The organism is Streptomyces sp. NPDC018029 (assembly GCF_044327655.1).
In the GTDB taxonomy this organism is placed as follows: Bacteria; Actinomycetota; Actinomycetes; order Streptomycetales; family Streptomycetaceae; genus Streptomyces.
The window spans coordinates 61,600-81,780 of sequence record NZ_JBIRFV010000013.1 but is presented as its reverse complement, the minus strand read 5'-3'; the positions used below and the strand labels follow the sequence as shown (position 1 = coordinate 81,780).

At 71.9% G+C, this 20,181-nt stretch carries 21 protein-coding genes; 10 read left to right on the top strand and 11 right to left on the bottom strand.

Going from position 1 to position 20,181, the window contains the following annotated elements; genetic code table 11:
• Positions 1–60: 60 nt before the first annotated feature.
• Positions 61–1,401, bottom strand: a complete 1,341-nt coding sequence (locus ACH4D5_RS33180; protein WP_398309915.1) for an erythromycin esterase family protein — start codon at positions 1,399–1,401, stop codon at positions 61–63.
• 136 nt (positions 1,402–1,537) lie between these two features.
• Here ACH4D5_RS33180 and ACH4D5_RS33175 point away from each other — a divergent pair, with 136 nt between their 5' ends.
• The 4 genes from ACH4D5_RS33175 to ACH4D5_RS33160 all read left to right on the top strand — a co-directional run bounded on the left by ACH4D5_RS33175 (position 1,538) and on the right by ACH4D5_RS33160 (position 5,484).
• A complete protein-coding gene (locus tag ACH4D5_RS33175; protein WP_398309912.1) occupies positions 1,538–2,236 on the top strand; it encodes an alpha/beta fold hydrolase in 699 nt (232 codons plus the stop codon).
• Between the two features lie 102 nt (positions 2,237–2,338).
• Positions 2,339–3,106 carry an SDR family oxidoreductase gene (locus ACH4D5_RS33170; protein ID WP_398310259.1) on the top strand — a complete coding sequence of 256 codons (768 nt, stop codon included), beginning with the start codon at positions 2,339–2,341 and terminating at the stop codon, positions 3,104–3,106.
• 65 nt (positions 3,107–3,171) lie between these two features.
• Positions 3,172–4,866, top strand: a complete 1,695-nt coding sequence (locus ACH4D5_RS33165) for a class I adenylate-forming enzyme family protein (protein ID WP_398310256.1) — start codon at positions 3,172–3,174, stop codon at positions 4,864–4,866.
• A gap of 21 nt (positions 4,867–4,887) precedes the next feature.
• A complete protein-coding gene (locus ACH4D5_RS33160) occupies positions 4,888–5,484 on the top strand; it encodes a TetR/AcrR family transcriptional regulator (protein ID WP_398309909.1) in 597 nt (198 codons plus the stop codon).
• An 87-nt stretch (positions 5,485–5,571) separates the two neighbouring features.
• Here the strand turns inward: ACH4D5_RS33160 and ACH4D5_RS33155 are convergent, their stop codons facing one another.
• From ACH4D5_RS33155 to ACH4D5_RS33145, 3 genes are all read right to left on the bottom strand, one after another.
• On the bottom strand, positions 5,572–6,804 hold the full coding sequence (locus ACH4D5_RS33155; RefSeq protein ID WP_398309906.1) for an acyl-CoA dehydrogenase family protein: 1,233 nt from the start codon (positions 6,802–6,804) through the stop codon (positions 5,572–5,574).
• Between the two features lie 6 nt (positions 6,805–6,810).
• Complete coding sequence (locus tag ACH4D5_RS33150; RefSeq protein ID WP_398309903.1) at positions 6,811–7,833, bottom strand: phosphotransferase family protein; 1,023 nt, start codon at positions 7,831–7,833, stop codon at positions 6,811–6,813.
• A 119-nt stretch (positions 7,834–7,952) separates the two neighbouring features.
• Complete coding sequence (locus ACH4D5_RS33145; RefSeq protein WP_398309900.1) at positions 7,953–8,249, bottom strand: hypothetical protein; 297 nt, start codon at positions 8,247–8,249, stop codon at positions 7,953–7,955.
• A gap of 172 nt (positions 8,250–8,421) precedes the next feature.
• Here ACH4D5_RS33145 and ACH4D5_RS33140 point away from each other — a divergent pair, with 172 nt between their 5' ends.
• Entirely contained in the window at positions 8,422–9,357 is a 936-nt protein-coding gene (locus ACH4D5_RS33140; RefSeq protein WP_398309897.1) for an NADP-dependent oxidoreductase, read from the top strand.
• A gap of 26 nt (positions 9,358–9,383) precedes the next feature.
• Here the strand turns inward: ACH4D5_RS33140 and ACH4D5_RS33135 are convergent, their stop codons facing one another.
• Genes ACH4D5_RS33135 through ACH4D5_RS33115 form a run of 5 tightly spaced genes read right to left on the bottom strand, consistent with a single transcriptional unit; the run spans position 9,384 to position 12,169 of the window.
• Positions 9,384–9,722: a DUF202 domain-containing protein gene (locus tag ACH4D5_RS33135; RefSeq protein WP_398309894.1), complete on the bottom strand. Its 339-nt coding sequence runs from the start codon at positions 9,720–9,722 to the stop codon at positions 9,384–9,386.
• Complete coding sequence (locus ACH4D5_RS33130; protein WP_398309891.1) at positions 9,710–10,102, bottom strand: YidH family protein; 393 nt, start codon at positions 10,100–10,102, stop codon at positions 9,710–9,712. The genes ACH4D5_RS33135 and ACH4D5_RS33130 overlap by 13 nt, the downstream gene beginning before the upstream one ends.
• A gap of 38 nt (positions 10,103–10,140) precedes the next feature.
• Positions 10,141–10,677 (bottom strand): NUDIX hydrolase, encoded by a 537-nt coding sequence (locus tag ACH4D5_RS33125; RefSeq protein ID WP_398309888.1) that lies wholly within the window; start codon positions 10,675–10,677, stop codon positions 10,141–10,143.
• Positions 10,678–10,712: 35 nt separating this feature from the next.
• Positions 10,713–11,483, bottom strand: coding sequence for a glucose 1-dehydrogenase (locus ACH4D5_RS33120; protein WP_398309885.1), 771 nt, complete (start codon positions 11,481–11,483; stop codon positions 10,713–10,715).
• Positions 11,484–11,524: 41 nt separating this feature from the next.
• Positions 11,525–12,169, bottom strand: coding sequence for a TetR family transcriptional regulator (locus tag ACH4D5_RS33115; protein WP_398309883.1), 645 nt, complete (start codon positions 12,167–12,169; stop codon positions 11,525–11,527).
• Positions 12,170–12,322: 153 nt separating this feature from the next.
• Between ACH4D5_RS33115 and ACH4D5_RS33110 the strand changes: the two genes are divergently transcribed.
• The 3 genes from ACH4D5_RS33110 to ACH4D5_RS33100 all read left to right on the top strand — a co-directional run bounded on the left by ACH4D5_RS33110 (position 12,323) and on the right by ACH4D5_RS33100 (position 16,742).
• Positions 12,323–13,978, top strand: a complete 1,656-nt coding sequence (locus tag ACH4D5_RS33110; protein ID WP_398309880.1) for an FAD-binding dehydrogenase — start codon at positions 12,323–12,325, stop codon at positions 13,976–13,978.
• A gap of 199 nt (positions 13,979–14,177) precedes the next feature.
• A complete protein-coding gene (locus ACH4D5_RS33105; RefSeq protein ID WP_398309877.1) occupies positions 14,178–15,140 on the top strand; it encodes a hypothetical protein in 963 nt (320 codons plus the stop codon).
• A gap of 36 nt (positions 15,141–15,176) precedes the next feature.
• Positions 15,177–16,742: an APC family permease gene (locus ACH4D5_RS33100; protein WP_398309874.1), complete on the top strand. Its 1,566-nt coding sequence runs from the start codon at positions 15,177–15,179 to the stop codon at positions 16,740–16,742.
• Positions 16,743–16,826: 84 nt separating this feature from the next.
• Here the strand turns inward: ACH4D5_RS33100 and ACH4D5_RS33095 are convergent, their stop codons facing one another.
• Together ACH4D5_RS33095 and ACH4D5_RS33090 are read right to left on the bottom strand one after the other, a co-directional pair.
• Positions 16,827–18,224 (bottom strand): GntP family permease, encoded by a 1,398-nt coding sequence (locus ACH4D5_RS33095; protein WP_398309872.1) that lies wholly within the window; start codon positions 18,222–18,224, stop codon positions 16,827–16,829.
• Positions 18,225–18,329: 105 nt separating this feature from the next.
• Entirely contained in the window at positions 18,330–18,845 is a 516-nt protein-coding gene (locus ACH4D5_RS33090) for a gluconokinase (protein WP_398310253.1), read from the bottom strand.
• A 138-nt stretch (positions 18,846–18,983) separates the two neighbouring features.
• On the opposite strand from ACH4D5_RS33090, the gene ACH4D5_RS33085 reads away from it, so the two are divergent.
• Positions 18,984–19,685: a FadR/GntR family transcriptional regulator gene (locus ACH4D5_RS33085; protein WP_398309869.1), complete on the top strand. Its 702-nt coding sequence runs from the start codon at positions 18,984–18,986 to the stop codon at positions 19,683–19,685.
• Between the two features lie 37 nt (positions 19,686–19,722).
• A complete protein-coding gene (locus tag ACH4D5_RS33080) occupies positions 19,723–20,130 on the top strand; it encodes a YchJ family protein (protein ID WP_398309866.1) in 408 nt (135 codons plus the stop codon).
• The last annotated feature ends 51 nt before the right edge of the window (positions 20,131–20,181 follow it).

Genomic DNA, 20,181 nt, shown 5'->3' with positions numbered 1-20,181 from the left:
CGAGCGGCACTCTCGTGGTCGATGTAGGGGGCAGTCAATAGGTGATACGGCTGGTCTCGGTCACTGAGACCGACGGTGGGCCGGTGTGATGTCGTGCAGATGGATGAGGATGTCGTGCGAGGCCTTGAGGCGGATCTTGTACGGGCCGTCCGGATACACGTTGCCGATGCTCCGGGTGGTCCGGGGCTCGCCCAGCCACGTGCGGGCGGCCGGGGGAGCGGTCCGCATGTCGACGAAGTAGTCGTCGAAGCGCACCTTGTCGAGCGTGTGCTCGTTCGTGCCGCGGTCCGCCGGGGCGAGCCAACGGGGCTTCCAGGCCTGGGAGTCCGCGCTCTGCGCCATCAACCCGCCCTCGTTGAAGGTGAACCCGATGCTCGTGTACCGCTTGCCGAGCCGGTCGCGCAGGAAGGCGCCCTGCATCTTCGGATAGCGCGGATCGAAGGACTCGTACGCGACATGGGCGTTGTGGGCGGAGAGGAGCACCTTGCCGCCCGCGTGCCGCTGCCACCACGCCGTGTTGTCCGCCATGATCCGGTCGCGGTACAGCATCGCGTCCCGCTGGCCCTCGGGCGTATCGAGCGGGAAGGCGTACACGTCGCCGGTCTGCGCGACGGACCTGGCGTGGTGCAGGGCGAGTTCGTACGCCTCGCTCCGCGCCCCGGGACCGCGCTCCTTCAGCAGGTCGTACGCCTCGCGCGCCTTCTTCGCCAGCGCCGCGCGCTCGGCGAGCGGCCGTGCCATGTACGTGTCGCCGTCCGTGAGGCGCCGCAGCGGCGCGTACAGCTTCGTGATCCGGGGCAGCAGATCCGGCTCGTGGGCGCGCACGTAGTCACTCACCCCGTCGAACAACTCGGCGCCCTGCTCGGGGTAGTTGAGATCGTTGCCCATGAAGCGCAGCTCGCGCTCCGGATGTCTGTCGTTGTACGCGCGCATCCAGCGCAGCAGATGGACGTACTCGTCCGTGTCCCACGGGGTCTTCGCCAGCTCGCGGTGGACCAGCTCGCGCGCGTCGCCCGCGCCGCCCCGCACATAGGCGTCGAAGCGCACGCCGGTCGTCCAGCTCATCTCCTGCGCGAAGGTGGTGAAGCCCTTCTCCTCGACGAGGTGGCGGAACACCCGCTCCTTCATGGTGAAGAACTCGTGCGAGCCGTGCGTCGCCTCGCCGAGACCCACCACCGCCGCGTCGCCGACCATCCGGCCCAGCGGCCGAAGATCCTTCGTGCTCCCGCCCGGATCGGTCGACCGCAGGGGGTGGGCAGCGCGTTCGATCGCCGCGACCGGATCCGCGACCGGATCCGCGGGCGGTGGCGCGGCCACCGCTGTGTGGGGAGCGAGCAACGCACCCGTCCCGGCCGCCGTGACCAGCAGAAGAGAAGCCCTGCGGCGCATCACCCGTGCCATGTCGTGCCTCCTGAACCCGACCGATTTCCTGTGAAGATCACGGTCCCGCGCGGGCCGGGCGCCGCACCATCCGGCTGACACCACCCTGACCGGTGGGGTCTGCCCCACCGCCGCCACGGCGTGTACGTTCGGCGCCATGGCGGAATTCATACTGGTGCCAGGCGCGTGGCTCGGCTCGTGGGCGTGGGAGGACGTGGCGCGGGAGTTGCGCGCCGCCGGGCACGGCGCTCATCCCCTCACGCTGTCGGGGCTCGCCGACAAGCAGGACGTACCGGCCGGACAGCAGACCCATGTGCGGGACATCGTCGACGAGGTCGAACGGCTCGGCCTGCGTGACGTCGTCCTCGTCGGGCACAGCTACGCGGGCATTCCCGTCGGCCAGGCCGCCGAGCGGATCGGCGACCGGCTGAGGCGCGTCGTCTTCGTCGACGCGAGCGTCCCGGTCGACGGCGAGTCGTTCGCGTCGATGTGGTGGCAGGGCCAGCAGATGTTCGAGGCCACACTCGACGAGAGCGACGGCTCCTGGCCGCCCCTCAGCGCCGCGGACTTCGACGGCCAGGACCTGGACAGCGAGCAGATCGCCCGGTTCGCCGGCGGCTCGACACCGCATCCGGGCGCCACCCTGACGGAGTCCGCCGTCCTGGAGCGCTCGCTCGGCGACATCCCCGCGACGTACGTCAAGTGCCTGCTCGACGGCGCCGAACCGACCGACGACGTGACCGAACTCCTCAAGAGCGAGCGCTGGCGCCTCGTCGAGATGGACACCGGCCACTGGCCGATGTTCTCCCAGCCGCGCGAGCTGGCGAGGATCCTGCACGCCGCCGCGCGGACCTGAGCCGTCCGCTTCCCCGCCCCGCTCCGCGGCGCCCCCCTTTCGCGACGACATACCGACTGGTTAGTCTGCCAGCGAAGCCGAGCCGCGGGCCGAAGGAGAACCATCGTGGAAACCTTGCGGGACAAGGGAGTCGTCGTCACGGGCGGAGGCGGCGGCATCGGGGCCGCGCTCGCCCGCCGCTTCGCCGCGGAGGGGGCGCGCGTCGTCGTCAACGACCTGGACGGCGCCAAGGCGAAGGCCGTCGCCGACGAGGTGGGCGGCATCGCCGTAACGGGCGACGCGTCCGGCATCGTGCCGCAGGCCCGCGAGGCGCTCGGCGGCACGGTCGACGTGTACTGCGCCAACGCCGGACTCGGCTCCGGCGGCAGCGAGGCCGCGCCCGAGGAGGTCTGGGCCGCGGCCTGGGACGTCAACGTGATGGCACACGTACGGGCGGCCCACGCGCTGCTGCCCGACTGGCTGGAGCGCGGCAGCGGCCGCTTCGTCTCCACGGTCTCCGCGGCCGGCCTGCTCACCATGATCGGCGCCGCGCCCTACAGCGTCACCAAGCACGGTGCGTACGCCTTCGCCGAATGGCTCTCGCTCACCTACCGCCACCGCGGCCTCAAGGTCCACGCGATCTGCCCGCAGGGCGTCCGCACCGACATGCTCGCCGCCACCGGCACCGCGGGCGACCTGGTGCTCACGCCCACCGCCATCGAGCCGGACGACGTCGCCGCCGCGCTCTTCGCCGGCATGGCGGAGGACCGCTTCCTGATCCTGCCGCACCCCGAGGTCGCCGCGTTCTACCGGGCCCGTGCCGAGACCCCCGACAAGTGGCTGAAGGGCATGAACCACATCCAGCAGAAGTGGGAGGCGACCGACCGGTGAACGACGGCACGCACAACCTCACGCAGGACGACCTCCCCCAGGACGCCGGCACGCGCGGCGGCGGCGTGCGCGGTCTTGGTCACGGCCGTGTCCCCGCCGGGTCCCTCTACGCGGCCAAGCCCTGGCTCGGGCGGCTCAGCGATGTCCAGCGCGCCCCCGTGCAGCCCGCCGCCTCCGTGCTCGATGCCTTCCGTGCGGCCGTCGATCGCGCTCCCGAGCGCACCGCCCTCGCCTACTTCGACGGGCGGCTGAGCTACCGCGAGACCGATGCCCTCAGCGACTCCGTCGCCGGGCACCTGGCCGCGTGCGGCGTCGCCCGCGGCGACCGCGTCGCGATCCTCCTGCAGAACACCCCGCACTTCGTCCTCGCGCTCCTCGGCGCCTGGAAGGCGGGCGCGACGGTCGTCCCCGTCAACCCCATGTACCGGTCGGCGGAGGTCGCACACGTCCTCGCCGACGCCGGGGTGACCGCGCTGATCTGCTCGGACCGCGCATGGGAGACGTATCTGCGCGACACGGCGGCGGCCTCCCCGGTGAGCGTCGTCCTCACCGCCTGCCAGCTCGACCTCCAGACCCGCAACGACCCGCGCGTCCTCGACTTCGAGCGCCTGCCGCCCGCCGCCGACGCCGACGACCTGGTGGCCGTCGCGCGCCAGGGACTCCCGGCCCCCGCCGACCGCGCCGTCGGCCCCTCCGACATCGCGCTGATCAGCTACACGTCCGGCACCAGCGGCACCCCCAAGGGCGCCATGAACACCCACGGCAACATCACCTACAACGCCGAACGCCAGCGCGCGGGCTCCGGAATACCGGAAGGCGCCTGCTACTTCGCGATGGCGCCGCTCTTCCACATCACCGGCATGGTCGCGCAGTTCGCCGCGTGCGTCGCCAACGCCGGCACGCTCGCGCTCGCCTACCGCTTCGAGGCCGGCGTCGTCCTCGACGCCTTCGCCGAGCACCGCCCCGCGTACACGGTCGGCCCCTCCACGGCCTTCATGGCCCTGGCCGCCCACCCGTCGGTGACCCGTGCCCACTTCGACTCCTTCGCGATGATCTCCTCGGGCGGTGCGCCGCTGCCCCCTGCCCTCGTGGAGAAGTTCCGCGCGTCCTTCGGCCCCTACCTCCACAACGGCTACGGCCTCACCGAGTGCACCGCGCCCTGCGCCTCCGTGCCGCCGGGCCAGGAGGCCCCCGTCGACCCCGTCTCCGGCACCCTCGCCGTCGGCGTCCCTGGACCCGAGACGGTCGTACGCATCCTGGACGACCACGGCCACGAGGTGCCGTTCGGGGAGCAGGGCGAGATCGTCGTCCGCGGACCGCAGGTCGTGCCCGGCTACTGGCAGCGGCCCGACGCCACCGCAGAGACCTTCCCCGACGGCGAACTGCGCACCGGAGACATCGGGTTCATGGACCAGGACGGCTGGCTCTACGTCGTCGACCGCAAGAAGGACATGATCAACGCGTCCGGCTTCAAGGTGTGGCCCCGCGAGGTCGAGGACGTCCTCTACACCCACCCCGCCGTGCGCGAGGCGGCCGTCGTCGGCATCCCCGACAGCTACCGGGGAGAGACCGTGAAGGCGTACGTCAGCCTCCGCCCGGGCAGCGGCACGGCCCCCGACGAGCTGGCCGCGTACTGCAAGGAGCGGCTCGCCGCGTACAAGTACCCGCGCGAGGTCGAGATCCTGGCGGAGTTGCCGAAGACCACAAGTGGGAAGATCCTCCGACGGGAACTGCGTTCCCGGGCACAACACAGCAAGTGACGCGAAAGGCAGGTGGCGGCAGTGGCCAGAACGACGGACGGTGACGGCACGCCCGTCCCGCAGCGACTCCTCGCCGCCGCCACCAGGCTCTTCGCCGACCGGGGCTACGATCGCACGTCAGTGCAGGAGATCGTCGAGGCGGCAGGCGTCACCAAGGGCGCGCTCTACCACTACTTCGGCTCCAAGGACGACCTGCTGCACGAGGTCTACGCCCGGATGCTGCGCGTCCAGCAGGAGCGGCTCGACGCCATCGCCGACGCGGACGCCCCCGTCGCCGAGCGGGTCCGCGCCGCCGCCGCGGACGTCGTGGTCACCACCATTGACAACCTCGACGACGCGTCGATCTTCTTCCGCTCCATGCACAGCCTCAGCCCGGAGAAGAACAAGCAGGTCCGCGCCGAGCGGCGCCGCTACCACGAGCGCTTCCGCGCCCTGATCGAGGAGGGCCAGGAGTCCGGCGTCTTCTCCACGGCGACCCCCGCGGACCTGGTGGTGGACTACCACTTCGGCTCGGTCCACCACCTGTCCACGTGGTACCGCCCGGACGGCCCCCTGACCCCGCAACAGGTCGCCGACCACTTGGCAGACCTCCTCCTGAGGGCCCTCCGGACCCCGTAAGGGCGCGGGGAACTGCGCGCGCAACCAGGTACAAGCCGCACCCGCCAGGGAACGTGACTCGGCAGACGCGACCGCCCCCTGACGGGGCTACAGGTACCGCTTCAGCTCCCGCCGCGCCAGCGACCGCTGATGCACCTCGTCAGGCCCATCGGCCAGTCTCAGCGTGCGCGCCGCGGCCCACAGTTCGGCGAGCGGGAAGTCCTGGCTCACACCCCCCGCACCGTGCAACTGCACCGCACGGTCGAGGATGTCGACCACCGCGCGCGGGGTCGCGATCTTGATCGACTGGATCTCCGTGTGCGCGCCGCGGTTGCCGACCGTGTCCATCAGCCAGGCCGTCTTCAGGACGAGGAGCCGCAGCTGCTCCACGGTGACCCGCGCGTCCGCGATCCACTCCTGCACGACGCCCTGCTGCGCGAGCGGCTTGCCGAACGCCGTACGCGACACGGCCCGCCTGCACATCAGCTCGATGGCACGCTCGGCCATGCCGATCAGCCGCATGCAGTGGTGGATGCGGCCGGGGCCGAGCCGCGCCTGCGCGATGGCGAAGCCGCCGCCCTCCTCGCCGATGAGGTTCGAGACCGGCACCCGTACCCGGTCGAAGACGACCTCGGCGTGGCCGCCGTGGTAGTGGTCCTCGTAGCCGTACACCCGCATGGCGCGCCGGACTTCGAGGCCGGGGGTGTCGCGCGGGACGAGGACCATGGACTGCTGGCGGCGGATGTCGGCGCCGTCGGGGTCGGTCTTGCCCATCACGATGAAGATCTCGCAGTCCGGGTTCATCGCCCCGGATATGTACCACTTGCGGCCGGTGATGACGTACGCGTCGCCGTCGCGCTCGATGTGCGTCGTGATGTTCGTGGCGTCGGAGGAGGCCACCTCCGGCTCGGTCATCGCGAACGCGGAACGGATCTCCCCGGCGAGCAGCGGCTCCAGCCACCGCTTCCGCTGCTCGTCCGTGCCGAACTGCGCGAGCACCTCCATGTTGCCGGTGTCGGGCGCCGCGCAGTTCAGCGCGGTGGGCGCCAACTGCGGGGAGCGGCCGGTGATCTCGGCGAGCGGCGCGTACTGGAGGTTGGTGAGCCCGGCGCCGTGCTCGGCGTCCGGGAGGCTGTGCTGGTCCACAAAGAACAGATTCCACAGGCCCTGCCTGCGGGCCTCGGCCTTCAGCTCCCGGACGACGGCGGGCGTCTGCCACGGCGAGTCGAGCCGCGCGCGCTGCTCGTCGGCGACGGCCTCCGCCGGGTACACGTGCTCGTCCATGAAGGCGAGGAGCCGCTCCCGCAGCTCTTGGGTGCGGGCGTCGAATGCGAAGTCCACGGGGGATCAGCCTTCCTGGAGGGTCGTCAGACCGTGCTCGATGAACACGGGCACCAGCTCGCCGATCCGGTCGAAGCCCGCACCGACCGTCTGGCCCAGCGTGTAGCGGTAGTGGATGCCCTCCAGGATCACGGCGAGCTTGAACCACGCGAACGCCGTGTACCAGGAGATCGCCGACACGTCGCGCCCCGAGCGCGCGGCGTACCGCTCGATCAGCTCGGCCGGGTCGGGGTGGCCCGGGGCGCCCGCCGTGGTGCTGACGGGGGAGTCGGGCACCTCGAGCTTCGCGCTGTACATCACGAGCAGGCCCAGGTCGGTGAGCGGATCGCCGAGCGTCGACATCTCCCAGTCGAGGATGGCCTTGATCCGGTCGTCGTCGCCGATCAGGACGTTGTCGAGGCGGTAGTCGCCGTGGACGACGGCCGGCGCGGGCGAGGTGGGCAGCGAGCGCCCGAGCGCCGCGTGCAGCTCGTCGATGCCGGCGAGCTCGCGGTTGCGGGAGGCGTCGAGCTGCTTGCCCCAGCGGCGCAGCTGCCGGTCGAGGAACCCGTCGGGCCGCCCGAAGTCGCCGAGCCCGACGGCCGCCGGGTCCACGGCGTGCAGGTCGACGAGGGTGTCGACGAGGCCGAGCACCGCGTCCCGGGTGCGCTCGGGCCCGAGCGGGGCGAGCTCCTCCGCGGTGCGGTACGGCGTCCCGTCCACGAACTCCATCACGTAGAAGGGCGATCCGACCACGGCCTCGTCCTGGCAGAGCAGCACGGGCGCGGGCACCGGCACGTCCGTGGGGTGCAGCGCCTCGATCACGCGGTACTCGCGCCGCATGTCGTGCGCGGTGGCGAGGACGTGGCCCAGCGGGGGCCGCCGGACCACCCAGCGTGCGACGCCGTCGGTGACCGCGTAGGTGAGGTTGGACCGGCCGCCCTCGATCAGCCGCGCGGTGAGCGGCCCGCCGACCAGGCCGGGCCGCTCGCGGTCGAGGTGGCCGCGCAACTGGTCGAGGTCGAGGCCCGGCGGGTGGTCTGCGCTCATCTTCGCTCCTGATCGGCGTGGTGGTGGCACGCCACACCATGATGTGGCGTGGCACCCCATGATGCCGACCAGTCGGTATGCCGTCCAGAGGCCCCCGCCTCAGGCCTCGCGCGAAGGGGTCAGTGGTCGTCCCAGTGTCCGTCGTGCTCGGCGTGCCGGTGGCCGTCGTGGAGATAGTCGACGTGGTCGCCGTGGCGGACGGAGGCGTGCCCGCAGCCGTCGCCGTGCCGGTGGTCGTGGCTCTGGTGGGCGACGTGACCGGCGGGCTCGCACTCGTCGTAGTGGTCGGTGTGCCGCCGGTGCAGGTGGCCGTCGTGCGCGTAGTCGACGTGGTCGCCGTGCGGCACCTCGGGGTGGCCGCAGGCCGGGCCGTGGATGTGGTCGTGCACCGGGTGTTCGTGGTGGAGCGTGGTCATGACGCGCACCTTCTGTGACTTCGGGGGGTTGGGGTGACTCTCTCAGGCTAGCCCCCTATGCCCCTTTAATTCCTTTATGGGAGCGTTGACGTTGTTTCCATGTCCTCTCCTCCGCTGTCTCCCTGTCCTCCGCGAAGGCGACCCAAGAAGGCGACCCCATGAAGGCGACCCGATGAAGGCGATCAGCTACCGCAGCTACGGCGGGCCCGAAGTCCTCGAGTACGGCGAGGTGCGCGACCCCAAGGTCGGGCCCGACTCCGTCCTGGTGAAGGTGCGCGCCGCGGCCGTGAACCCCGTCGACTGGAAGTGCCGCGAGGGTTACCTCGACGGCCTCCTGGAACCGGTCTTCCCCGTGGTCCCCGGCTGGGACGTCGCGGGCGTCGTCGTCCAGCCGGGCGCCTCCGCCCCGGAGTTCGCCGTCGGCGACGAGGTCATCGGCTATGTGCGCGAGGACTTCCTCTCGCGCGGCACCTTCGCGGAGTACGTCGCGGCCCCCGTGCGCACCCTCGCCCGCAAGCCGCGCAACCTCACCTTCGAGGAGGCCGCGGGCCTGCCGCTCGCCGGTCTCACCGCCTACCAGGTCATCGACCAGGCCCTGCGCGTGACCGAGGGGGACGTGGTCCTCGTGCACGCGGCGGCCGGCGGCGTCGGCTCGATCGCCGTGCAGCTCGCCCGGCACGCGGGCGCCCGGGTCATCGGCACCGCGAGCGAGCGCAACCACGACTTCCTGCGGGAGCTCGGCGCCGAGCCGGTCACGTACGGGGACGGGCTCGTCGAACGCGTCCGCGCGCTCGTCGAGGAGGGGGTCGACGCGGCCTTCGACACGATCGGCGGCGACACGCTCAAGGCGTCCGCCGAACTCCTCGCGCCCGGCGGCCGGCTGGCGTCCATCGCGGACGGCGCGGTGCTCGGCATGGGCGGCCACTACTGCTTCGTACGTCCCGTCGCCGCCGACCTCCAGCGCCTGTCCGAGCTCGCGGAACAGGACGTCGTGACCGTCCACGTGGACGAGACGTTCCCGCTGGAGCGGGCGGCCGACGCACACCGGCGCAGCGCGGAGGGACGCACCCGCGGCAAGATTGTGGTGACGGTGGCCTGGGAGGACTGAGGGCTCTCTCAGGGGGGCAGCGGCTCTCAGAGAAGCATCAGCGCCGCGCACACCGCGAGCGCGAACGTGCACAGCGCCGCCGTCCACGCCGCCCGGAACGACATCGTCCGCGGCTGGTGCGCCGCCAGGGCGACCATCCTGTGGTGCGCCACCGCCAGGAACCCGAGCCAGAGCAGCAGACACACCGCGCAGGCCAGCACGCCGAGCGCGGTGGTCCCGTCGTGGAGCACCGCGCGGGCGGCGAGCACCGCGGCGACCGTGCAGGACAGCGTGGTGCGCCGCCAGGCGAGGCGGGTGCGCTCCGGCTGCAGCCCGGGGTCGCGGACCTGCCCGTCCTGCGGCCCCCGCCGCGTCACCCCTCCCACCCGAAGAGCACGACCACCACCATGGCGAGCGCGACCACCGCGACCACCAGGCTCAGCACGGTCGGGAAGCGGCTGGTCGGCAGGTCGTCGCCGCGCCGCATCGCGCGTTCGCAGCGCACCCAGTGGTTCACCGCGCGCAGCGAGCACAGGACGCCGGCGGCGAGCAGCGCGAGGGCGAGGCCGATCCGCCAGCCCCACCGCAGGTCCGGCAGGAACTGGTCGACGGCGAAGCCGCCGCCGATCAGCGCCAGCGCGGTGCGCAGCCAGGCCAGGAAGGTGCGTTCGTTGGCGAGCGAGAAGCGGTAGTCGGGGGTGTCACCCTCCTCGCGGACGCGCTCCGGGGCGAACCACAGGCGCAGATTCTGTACGAAGTTGCTCACGGCCGCACCATAAGCCGTGGTCAGGGGTGCCGCGCTGCTCAGCCCGCGCGGAAGGCCCGCAGCCGGCGGTAGGCATCGAGCCCGTCCGGCACCCACTCCCATTCGTCCAGCCGTCGCTCCAGCTCGTCCTCGGTGACGAAGGAGTGCCAGGCGACCTCCTCGACCTGCGGCCGCACCGGCAGCTCGCAGCGGACCTCGTAGAGGTACGACCACCAGGACTTCCCCGCGCCGTCGTCGTACAGGAACTTGAACAGCGGAGTGGGGCGCGGCAGCCCCCGCACGCCCAGCTCCTCCTCGGCCTCGCGCAACGCCGCGTCGTCGTACGACTCGCCCGCCCCGACCACGCCGCCCACGAACATGTCGTACAGCGACGGGAAGACCATCTTGACCGGCGTGCGACGGTGCACGAAGACGCGACCCTCGGCGTCCCGCGCCAGGACGAACACGCAACGGTGACGCAGGCCGCGCGCATACGCCTCACCGCGCGGCGCCGCACCGACCACGTCGTCGTTCTCGTCGACGACAGTGATCATCTCCGCACGGGGATCGGACACGGGACCATGGCTCGACGTCATGCCGTCCATCCAACCTCAGCGCCTGAGCTCCGGCCTCACTGCCCCATGACGTACTTCACGGTGGGCCCGGCCGTCCAGCCGCCGTCGACGGCCAGTTCCGCGCCGGTCACGTAGGACGCCGCGTCGGAGAGCAGGAAGATCATCGCGCCCGCGATCTCGTGCGGCTCGCCGACCCGGCCCAGCGGGGTGTTGGGGTACTTGCCCTCGCCCAGCTCGATGCCGACCTGGGCGGTCATCGGGGTGTACGTCATGCCGGGGTGGACGGAGTTGACGCGGATCCGGGCCGTGCCGAGCTCGACGGCGCCGATCTTGGTGAGGCCGCGCACGCCCCACTTCGACGCGCCGTAGCCCGCGGTGAGCGCGAGGCCCATCAGGCCCGCGGCGGAGGAGATGTTGACGATCGAGCCGCCCCCGGCCTCCTTCATGGCGGGCACGACGGTCTTCATGCCGATGAACACGCCGGTGAGGTTGATGTCGAGGACCTTGCGGAAGTGCTCGACGGACTCGGACTCCAGGAACTGGCCGGTGGATATGCCGGCGTTGTTCACCAGGCCGTGGAGCGCGCCGAACTCGGCGACCGCGAGGTCGGTGACGCGCTGCCAGTCCTCCTCGGACGTCACGTCGTGGTGCGCGAAGCGGGCGCGCTCGCCGAGCTCGGCGGCGGTGGCCCTGCCCTCCTCGTCGAGCACGTCGGTCAGGACGACGTTGGCTCCCGCGGCGACGGCCTGCCGGGCGGCCTCGGCGCCGAGCCCGCGTGCGGCGCCGGTGATGACGACGGTCCTGCCGGTGAGGTCGTGCTGGGTCATGGGGTCTCTCCAAGGGGCATGGGGCGTGCCAAGGGTCAGGGTCATGGGGTCGTGCCAAGGGTGGGCCGTGGGGCCCGCAGCAGCGCCGCGGTGGTCTCGACGAGGTCGGCGAGGAAGACGTCCTCGCCGGTCAGGGGGGTGGTCCCGGCCAGGTACTGACGGGCGCGGTCGCCCAGGGCGGCGCCGATCAGCGTGAGCGCGAGGTCGAGCCGCTCCAGGCGCAACGGCTCCGGCAGGACGGGGGCGAGGTGCTCCTCCAGCCGCCCGATCAGCGTCCAGTAGACGGTGCCGGCGATGGTGGGGTGCGGAGTGCGCGTACGCACGCCGCTCTCGTGGCTGAGCTGCGCTGAGATGCGCAGACAGCGCCGCCCGCGCTCGGTGCGCAACTCGCCCGCCTCGGCGTTCACCAAAGCTGTCAGCAGTCCGCGCAGATCCGCCGCGTCCCCTCCGGCGCGCTCCAGCTCGGCGGCGAGCACCCGCTCGGTGCGCTGCTGGCGTGCGGCCATCACGGCGTCGAGGAGACCGCCGCGGGAACCGAAGTGGTACTGCACCGCGGAGGGGTTGCTCTGTCCCGCGAGCCGGACGATGTCGCGCAGCTGGGCACCGTCCACGCCCTGGGCGGCGAAGACCTCCTCGCCGGCGCGGATGAGCTTCTCCCGGGTCTCCGGGCCCGACGTCCTTGCCATGCCCACATGTTAATGCTGGCCATTATTAAAAGCGAGGGGAGGTTCCCGTCCACCGTCCGGTTGACGTCCGTCACGCCGCTGCCCAGGATTCGACCTGCACGGCACATGACCCACCAGTAACCTTGCGGGACCTTGTCGAGGAGGACGACCTCTATGGCGTACGACGCAGATGTGATCGTGATCGGGGCAGGGCTCGCCGGACTGGCGGCGACCGCGGAACTCGTCGACGCGGGCCGCCGGGTCATCCTTCTCGACCAGGAGCCGGAGCAATCGCTCGGCGGTCAGGCGCACTGGTCCTTCGGCGGCCTCTTCTTCGTGAACTCGCCCGAGCAGCGGCGGATGCGGATCAAGGACTCGCACGCGCTCGCCCTCCAGGACTGGATGGGGACGGCGGCCTTCGACCGGCCGGAGGACCACTGGCCGCGCAAGTGGGCCGAGGCGTACGTCGACTTCGCCGCGGGGGAGAAGCGGCCCTGGCTGCACGGCCAGGGCGTCAGGTTCTTCCCCGTCGTCGGCTGGGCCGAGCGCGGCGGCTACGACGCGCAGGGCCACGGAAACTCGGTCCCCCGCTTCCACATCACCTGGGGGACGGGCCCGGGGCTGCTCGCGCCGTTCGTGCGGCGGGTGCGCGAAGGGGCCGCGCGCGGCCTCGTCGAGCTGCGGTTCCGGCACCGCGTCACCGGACTCTCGCGCACCGGCGGCAGCGTCGACACGGTCACCGGCGAGATCCTGGAGCCGTCGACCGTGGAGCGGGGCAAGGCCAGCAGCCGCGAGGTGACCGGGAGCTTCGAACTCCGCGCCCAGGCGGTGATCGTCACCTCCGGCGGCATCGGCGGCAACCACGACCTCGTCCGCGCCAACTGGCCCGAGCGGCTCGGCACCCCGCCCCGGAAGATGATCTCCGGAGTCCCCGCGCACGTGGACGGCAGGATGCTCGGCATCACGGAGGACGCCGGGGCCCGCCTCATCAACCGCGACCGCATGTGGCACTACACCGAGGGCATCGAGAACTGGAACCCCATCTGGGAACGGCACGGCATCCGCATCCTGCCGGGCCCCTCCTCCCTCTGGCTCGACGCGCAGGGCAAGCGGCTGCCCGTGCCGCTCTTCCCCGGCTTCGACACGCTCGGCACCCTCGACCACATCATGAAGACCGGCTACGACTACACCTGGTTCGTGCTCAACCAGCGCATCATCGGCAAGGAGTTCACCCTCAGCGGCTCCGAGCAGAACCCCGACCTGACCGGCAAGTCGGTGCGCGGCGTCGTCGACCGGGCCAGGTCCGAAGTGCCGGGCCCCGTCAAGGCGTTCATGGACCACGGCGTCGACTTCGTCGTCGAGAAGGATCTCGGCGCCCTGGTACGCGGCATGAACGCGCTGGCCGGGAAGGCCCTCATCGACGAGGACGACCTGCACCGCACCATCGCCGCCCGCGACCGCGAGATCGCCAACCCCTTCACGAAGGACCTCCAGGTGACGGCCGTCCGCGGCGCCCGCAAGTTCCTCGGCGACCGCCTCATCCGCGCCGCCGCCCCGCACCGCCTCCTCGACCCCAAGGCCGGCCCGCTCGTCGCCGTCCGCCTCAACATCCTCACCCGCAAGACCCTCGGCGGCCTGGAGACCGACCTCTCCTCACGCGTCCTGACCGAGGGCGGCGAGCCCCTGCCGGGCGTGTACGCGGCGGGGGAGGCCGCCGGATTCGGCGGCGGGGGAGTGCACGGCTACCGCTCCCTCGAAGGCACCTTCCTCGGCGGCTGCCTCTTCTCGGGACGCACGGCGGGCCGCGCGGCCGCCCGAGCGGTGAACTGACCAGGACTCCAGCGGGGGTTGAGCGGCTCTCGACCGGCGGAGGGTAGGGGAGCCCGTCCCGGGTGGCGGGCGAAGTCTGCGGATTTTGAGACGAGTTGGTGAAGGCGGGGCACCGCCGGGCCTTGACGTGGAGCAGTGCCTACCGCTTTGCTGTGCGTGATCATCCGCTCGCAAGCCGCGCCGGGGAGGACGTCCCGCGGTGTCACCACCCCCACCCCCACTGGGCCGTTCCCGCAAGAAGGCCGCGGGGTACGCCTTCGACGCCGCCCTCGACGACGCCGAACTCGTCACCGCCCGGGCGGCACTCGCGCAGGGCCGCTGGACCGAGGCGCGCGCACTGCTCGCCGCCACCGGCGACGACTGGGACCGCAGGGGCCACCGCTTCGACGTACTCGGCCAGGAGCCGACCACCACCGCGTGGGCCGGCGACTGGCAGCTCGCCGAGCCCGAGAGCCACGACGCCGAGGTGCTGCTCGCTTTCGCCGCCGTGCACAAGGCACTGCGCGGCAAGGAGCGCTCGGACCGGGTGCGGGCCCGCTGCCGCGACGCCGCCGCGCGCGTCCCCGCCGACCCGACCCCGATCCTCGCGCTGCTCCTCCTCGAACGCTCGCTGGGCCACGAGGAGGACGTCGTACGCCTCTTCGACGAGATCCGGCACCGCCACCCCGAACACCACCACGCCCACCACCTGATGGTCGCCCGGCTCGCCGAGCGGCGCCCCGGCGCGGGCCAGGACCCGATGCACGAGGTGTACGACTTCGCGGCCTGGGCCGCCGAACAGGCGCCCGCCGACTCGCCGCTCGCGGTGCTGCCCGTCGTCGCGCACGCCGAGCGCTACCGCGTCCTCGCCGCCGCCGGCCTCGAACCGTCCGACCCGGCCGCGTCCGGGCACTGGGTCGGGCGGCGCGCCCGCGGCGTCATGAAGGCCGCCTTCGACTGGTGGCTGGAGTGGGAGACGCCCGACGAGCCCGCCCACCCGCGCTGCCACGTCGACCTCAACTTCCTTGCCCACGCGAAGTCCTGCGAGGGCAGGGCGGCCGAAGCCGCCGCGCTCTTCCACCGCATCGGACGGCACGCGACCCCGGCCCCCTGGTCGTACCCGGACCGGGACCCGTACGAGGCGTTCACCGCCGCGCGGGCCACCGCGTTCGGCGCGGCCTGAAGCACTCTCCGAAACCCCCGAAAGGACAACCGCGCCATGGCGACGGGAAGTTCGAGCCCGAGCGGAACCAGATCCCCCAGCGACCCGGCGGGCGGCACCGGGATCAGCACGTACAAGGGGCAGGAGCAGGCGCTGCGCGCGGGCCGGCTCGGCACGGCGGGACTGCTGCTCTCCGTGCTCGCCGCGACCGGCCCCCTGATGGTCGTCGCCGGCGTCATGCCCACCACCTACGGCGTGATGGGCGTCGTCGGGCAGCCCCTCCTCTTCCTCATCCTCGGCGTCGTCCTCGCGCTCTTCAGCCTCGGATACGCCGAGATGAGCCGGCACGTCCACAACGCCGGCGCCTTCTACGCGTACATATCCCGCGGCCTCGGCGGCACCGCGGGCGCCGGCGCCGCGCTGGTCGCCCTCGTCGCCTACAGCGCCCTCCAGGCCGGCCTCTACGGACTGCTCGGCTTCGAGGTGTCCGGGCTGCTCCAGACGTACTTCGAGGTCGAGGTCGCCTGGTGGATACCGGCGCTGGTCACCGTGGCCCTCGTCGGCGTCCTCGCCTGGCTGAAGATCGACCTCAACGCGCGCGTGCTCGGCGTACTGCTCCTCATCGAGGTGGCGCTCGTCGTCATCTTCGACATCGCGGCCGTCGTCGACCCGGCGAAGGAAGGCCTGTCGCTGCACGCGTTCAACCCGGACACGCTCACCGGCGCGGGCGTGGCCACCTCGCTCTGCTTCTGCATCGCCGCCTTCACCGGCTTCGAGCAGGCTCCCGTGTACGCCGAGGAGACCAGCCGCCCGCAGGTCGTCGTCGCCCGCGTGATGTTCTTCGCGGTGGGCTTCGTCGCCGTCTTCTTCGCGCTCAGCTCCTGGGCGCTGACGGTCGCGGCCGGCCCGTCCGGCATCGTCCCGGCCGCCCAGGAGCAGAGCGCGGGCCTGCTCTTCGGCCTCACCGAGTCCCGGCTCGGCGGCACCTTCACCGACGTCCTGCACGTCCTGTTCGTCACCGGCATGTTCGCGGCGATCCTCAGCTTCCACAACGTCGTGGCGCGGTACGCGTTCGCGATGGGCCGCGAGGGACTGCTGCCCGCCGCGTTCGGCCGCACCAACACGGCCACGGGCGCGCCGGGCACGGGTTCGCTGCTCCAGACCGTCGTCTCCGTCGTGGTCGTGATCGGCTTCGCCCTCGCCGACGACGGCAAGGCGGGCGACCCGACGGCGCCCGTCCTCCACCTGTTCACCTGGGGCGGCAACATCGGTGCCCTCGGCGTGATCCTGCTGATGGCCACCGCCTCCGTCGCCGTCATCGTCTTCTTCGCCCGCCGGGGCGCCGCGCGCGCCCAGGCCTGGCGGATCGCCGCGTCCGCGCTCGCCGCGGTCGGACTGCTCGTCATCGCGGGCTACACCGTCAAGGACTTCGACGTCCTCGTCGGCGCGGGCGAGGGCTCGGCGCTCAGCTGGGTGCTGCCCGGCGTCATCTTCGCCGCGGCGGTGATCGGCGTCCTCTACGGCTTGGTCCTCCGCTCCAGGAACCCGGAGGCCCATGCGCGGATCGGCCTCGGGAACGAGGCGTTCCAACTGGAGAAGGCGTCCTCCTCGCCGGGGGCGTGAACAGAACGCCGGAGGGGCTGACCAAGTCAGCCCCTCCGGCGTTCGAGGAGCGGGGTCCGGGGCGGAGCCCCGGGAGACGGCGCGCTAGATGACCAAGGACAGGAGCAGGACCAGCGCTCCGGCCACCACGGAGATGATCGTCTCCATGACGGACCACGTCTTGATCGTCTGGCCGACGTCCAGGCCGAAGTACTCCTTGACCAGCCAGAACCCCGCGTCGTTGACGTGCGAGAAGAAGAGCGAACCCGCACCGATCGCGAGCACGAGCAGCGCCGTGTGCGAGGTCGACATGTCGGCGGCGAGCGGCGCCACCAGACCCGCCGCGGAGATCGTCGCGACCGTCGCGGAGCCCGTCGCGAGCCGGATGGCCACCGCGATCAGCCAGGCCAGGAGCAGCGCGGGGATCGACCAGTCCTTGGAGAAGTCCAGGATCATCTGGCCCACGCCGACGTCGATGAGCGTCTGCTTGAAGCCGCCGCCCGCGCCCACGATCATCAGCACGCCCGCGATCGGGGCGAGGGACTTCTCGACGGTCGTCGACAGCCGGTCCTTGGTGAACCCGGCCGCCCGGCCCAGCGTGAACATGCCGACGATCACCGCGGCGAGCAGGGCGATCAGCGGCGACCCGATGACGTCGAAGACCCGCTGCACGGTGGTCTCGGGGTCGTCGACCACGATGTCCACCAGCGCCTTGGCCAGCATCAGCACGACGGGCAGCAGCACGGTCGCCACCGTCGCGCCGAAGCCGGGGCGCCTGTCCAGGTCCTCCGACGGGCGCTGCGGGATCATCTTCTCGGGGGCCGGTACGTCGACCCAGCGGGCCGCGACCTTCGAGAAGAGGGGGCCCGCGATGATCACTGTCGGGATCGCGACGAGGACGCCGAGCGCGAGCGTGACACCGAGATTGGCCTTGACCGCGTCGATCGCGACGAGCGGGCCGGGGTGCGGCGGGATGAGCCCGTGCATCACGGAGAGGCCGGCCAGCGCCGGGATGCCGATCCGCATCAGCGAGTAGTTGCCGCGCTTGGCGACCATCAGGACGACCGGGATCAGCAGCACGATGCCGACTTCGAAGAAGAGCGGCAGACCGATCACCGAGGCGATGAGGACCATCGCCCAGGGCATCGCGCGCCCGCCCGCTTTGGCGAGGATCGTGTCGACGATCTGGTCGGCCCCGCCGGAGTCGGCAAGCAGCTTCCCGAGGATCGCGCCGAGCGCGATGAGCACACCGACGCCCGCGACCGTCGAGCCGAGGCCGCCGGTGAAGCTGGTGATGGCCTTGTCGAGCGGCGCCCCCGCGAAGGCGCCGAGCGCGAGCGACCCGACGGTCAGCGCGAGGAAGGCGTGCAGCTTGAACTTGGTGATGAGCAGGACGATGACGGCGATGCCCGCGAGGACGGCGATCCCCAGCTGGGCATGGCCCGCCGAGGTGATCGGCTCGACGGACTCCGCTGCCAACATCTCGACGCTGAGATGGGTCACGGTGGCTTCCTTGGACGTGGGTACGGGGTGCGCCCCTCAGGGGCGCGGGGAACTGCGCGACCAGCCACGAGCGGCCCGCAGTCGAAGAACTACCGGCGGGAGCGCTCAGCCAAGACGACCGAGCGCCTCGACGGCCCGGTCGGCGATCTCCTCCGGGGACCCGGCGACGTCGACGGCGACGCCCGCCTCGTCCGCCCCGAGAGGCTGAAGCGTGGCGAACTGCGAATCCAGCAGCGCCGTCGGCATGAAGTGCCCCTGCCGATGCGACATCCGGTCCTCGATGAGGGCCCGGTCACCGGTGAGGTGGACGAAGACGACATCGGGAGCGGCGGCCCGCAGCCGATCGCGATAGCTCCGCTTCAGCGCGGAGCTGCTGACCACCCCGCCGAGCCCGGCCCGCCCGTGCGCCCAGGCGCCGATGGCGTCGAGCCAGGGCCACCGGTCGTCGTCGGTGAGCGGCGTGCCGGAGGACATCTTCGCGATGTTCTCCGCCGGGTGGAAGTCGTCGCCCTCGGCGTAGGGAACGCCGAGCCGGTCCGCGAGCAGGGGCCCGATCGTGGTCTTGCCGGTCCCTGCCACGCCCATGACCACGACGACGTGGGGGGTGCGCCGATCCTGCATCGCGTACTGCCTCGCTGTCTTCATCGACATCGGTCGGTTGTTCACGTCACTGAAACCCATTAGGTCTGACGAATTCAAGAGTCTGTGACATAAAAGTCTGACTTATTGTTCCCGTGCCGCTCCTCGTAGGCTTCCGTCATGACCGCACACGCCCGGGGGCTGCACTCCCGCGTCCTGGAAAGCCTCGGGCCCGCCATCACCGCCGGCGAGTACCCGCCGGGCAGCGTGCTGCGCACCGACGAGCTGGGCCAGCGCTTCGAGGTGTCGCGCTCCGTGATGCGGGAGGCGGTGCGGGTCCTGGAGTCCATGCACCTCGTCGAGTCCCGCCGCCGCGTGGGCGTCACCGTGCTGCCCGCCGAGCAGTGGAACGTCTTCGACCCGCAGGTCATCCGCTGGCGCCTCGCCGGTACCGACCGGGCGCGGCAGCTGCGCTCCCTGACCGTCCTGCGGTCGGCCGTCGAACCGGTCGCGGCGGGGCTCGCCGCCCGGCACGCCACGGCCGCCCAGTGCGCGGAGCTCACCGAGTGCGCCCTCGGGATGGTCGCCCACTCGCGCGGACACCAGCTGGAGGGCTACCTCAAGCACGACGTCGCCTTCCACCGGGTCATCCTCAACGCGTCCGGCAACGAGATGTTCGCCCGGCTCGGCGATGTCGTCGCCGAGGTCCTCACCGGCCGTACCGCGCACCAGGTGATGTTCGAGGACCCGGACCCGCCCGCCGTCACCCTGCACGTCCAGGTCGCCGAGGCGGTCAGGGAGGGCGACGCGGTCCGTGCCGAGGCGCTGACGCGGGAGATCGCCCTCGGCGCCTTGGAGGAGCTGGACATCCTCGCGCCCTGAGGTCCCGGCCCGCTCACGGTCGGCGACAATGGACGCCATGTCCCGACGCGCGCCACGCCCCACCGCCACGCCCTGCCCCTGCGGGCAGCCCCTTTCGTACGAGAAGTGCTGCGGCAGGCTGCACCGCGGCGAGGCCGCCGCGGCCACCCCCGAGGAGCTGATGCGCTCCCGCTACAGCGCCTTCGCCGTACGGGACGAGGGTTACCTGCTGCGCACCTGGCACCCGCGGACCAGGCCGCCGCGCGTCGAGTTCGACCCGGCGCTGCGCTGGGTGGGCCTGGACATCGAGGAAACCACGGAGGGCACGGCCTTCCACACCACGGGCACGGTCACGTTCCGGGCCCGCTACACGGACGGTGGCCGGCCGGACGCACTGCACGAGCGCAGCCGATTCGAGCGCACTGACGGGGTGTGGACGTACGTCGACGGCGCCTTCATCGACTGAGGGTGAGACGGCTAGGCCAGGGGCGCGGGGCCCTGACATGTGCGGCTCCGC